Source organism: Arthrobacter sp. CMU6 (genome assembly GCF_059090205.1).
The window spans coordinates 1-1611 of the sequence record NZ_JBNHFL010000073.1 but is presented as its reverse complement, the minus strand read 5'-3'; the positions used below and the strand labels follow the sequence as shown (position 1 = coordinate 1611).

Annotated in this window: 3 protein-coding genes; 2 read left to right on the top strand and 1 reads right to left on the bottom strand. The window is 67.1% G+C overall.

Annotated features, from left to right (window positions below; translation table 11 throughout):
- Window positions 1–365, top strand: a 365-nt coding sequence (locus AC5RWD_RS23085; RefSeq protein WP_494022250.1) for a CoA-transferase, incomplete at its 5' end; no start/stop codon positions are given.
- A 140-nt stretch (window positions 366–505) separates the two neighbouring features.
- The gene (locus tag AC5RWD_RS23080; RefSeq protein WP_494022249.1) at window positions 506–1345 is read left to right on the top strand and encodes an IclR family transcriptional regulator domain-containing protein; all 840 of its coding nucleotides are present in this window, start codon (window positions 506–508) and stop codon (window positions 1343–1345) included.
- A 78-nt stretch (window positions 1346–1423) separates the two neighbouring features.
- Here AC5RWD_RS23080 and AC5RWD_RS23075 read toward each other — a convergent pair.
- The coding region (locus tag AC5RWD_RS23075; protein ID WP_494022248.1) for an HNH endonuclease at window positions 1424–1611 on the bottom strand (188 nt) is incomplete at its 5' end.

Here is a 1611-nt window from a genome sequence, read left to right as displayed (position 1 = left end):
GCCACCTGGACATCTGCGTCCTGGGCGCGTTCCAGGTCTCCGCGACCGGCGACCTCGCCAACTGGCACACCGGAGCACCGGACGCCATCCCCGCCGTGGGCGGCGCGATGGACCTCGCCACCGGCGCCAAGGACGTGTTCGTGATGATGACCCTCCTGACCCGGGAAGGCGCCTCGAAGATCGTGGAATCCTGCACCTACCCGCTCACCGGCGTCGGCTGCGTGACCCGCGTCTACACCGACAAAGCCGTCTTCCTCACCGGCCCCGACGGCGTCCGCGTCCGGGAAACCTTCGGCTGCACCCTCGAAGAACTCCAGGCACTGGTGCCCGTCCCGCTCACGGCAGCCCCCACCGTCGAGCACTAACCCGCCGTTCCCTCCGACTCCCGGCGAACGGACACTTGGCGCCCTGGCCCCCGCCCGGGGGGCCGAAAGTGTCCGTTCGCGCTTGGAACGGGGGCCGGAAGTGTCCGTTCGCGCCGGGAGGGCTAATAGGATTGGTAACCATGACCGACGCAGCAGCAGGGACCGCGCCCCGGGCGGGCCGCCCGCCGAAGGACGGCGCGGCGCCCGCGGCCAGTGATCAGTACGTGCAGTCGCTCGCGCGCGGGCTGGCGGTCATCCGCGCGTTCGACACCGAGCATGCCGACATGACGCTCACCGAGGTGGCTGCCCGCACGAATCTCACGCGCGCTACGGCCCGGCGCTTCCTGCACACGCTCGTGGAGCTCGGCTATGTCCGCACCGACGGCAAGACCTTCGCGCTCACGGCCCAGGTCTTGCAGCTCGGTTATGCCTACCTTTCCGGGCTCTCCCTGCCGCAGCTGGCCCAGCCGCATCTTGAGGAGCTGTCCCTGAAGCTGGGGGAGTCGACGTCGGCGGCGGTATTGGACGGGACCGATATCGCCTACATTGCCAGGGTTACCACCCGCAGGATCATGACCATCGGCATCACCGTGGGGACCAGATTCCCGGCCTATGCGACGTCGATGGGCAGGGTGCTGCTCGCCGGGCTTCCGCCCGAGCAGCTGAAGGAATACCTTGCCGCGGCGGAGATCAAGCCCCTCACCCCGCGCGCGATCGGCACCGTGAAGGACCTTCTGGCCGTCCTGGATAAGGTCCGGGCTCAGGGCTGGTGCCTGCTGGACCAGGAGCTGGAGCTGGGGCTGATGTCAGTGGCCGCCCCGGTCTACCACGGCCCGAAGGTGGTGGCAGCAGTCAATGTTTCGCTGCAGGCACAGTCTGTGGCCGCCAAGCCGGATCCCGAGGCCTACCTCGAATCCGTGCGGAAGGAAATCGTCGCCACCGCGGAGCGGATTTCGTCGGACTTCTCGAGCGGGCGTTAGCCGTACCAACCCGGTTGGTAGATGATGCGTGGAGGGTCGGCGCCTTTTCCCAACTGGGCACAGAAACCAGCGGTGCGTTCATTCCCGGTGGGGCCGTGATCTGAAGTAGTTGTTGCGGCGTGGTTTTCGGTGGGGGTCGAGTTCTGGTGGTGGTTTGAACCAGGGGACCTCGTTGGTGACTTCGATGGTCCAGTTTTCTTTGTGGATGAGGTGGTGGTGATGGCTGCAGAGCAGCACGCCGTTGCCGGTGCCGGTGGTTCCGCCTT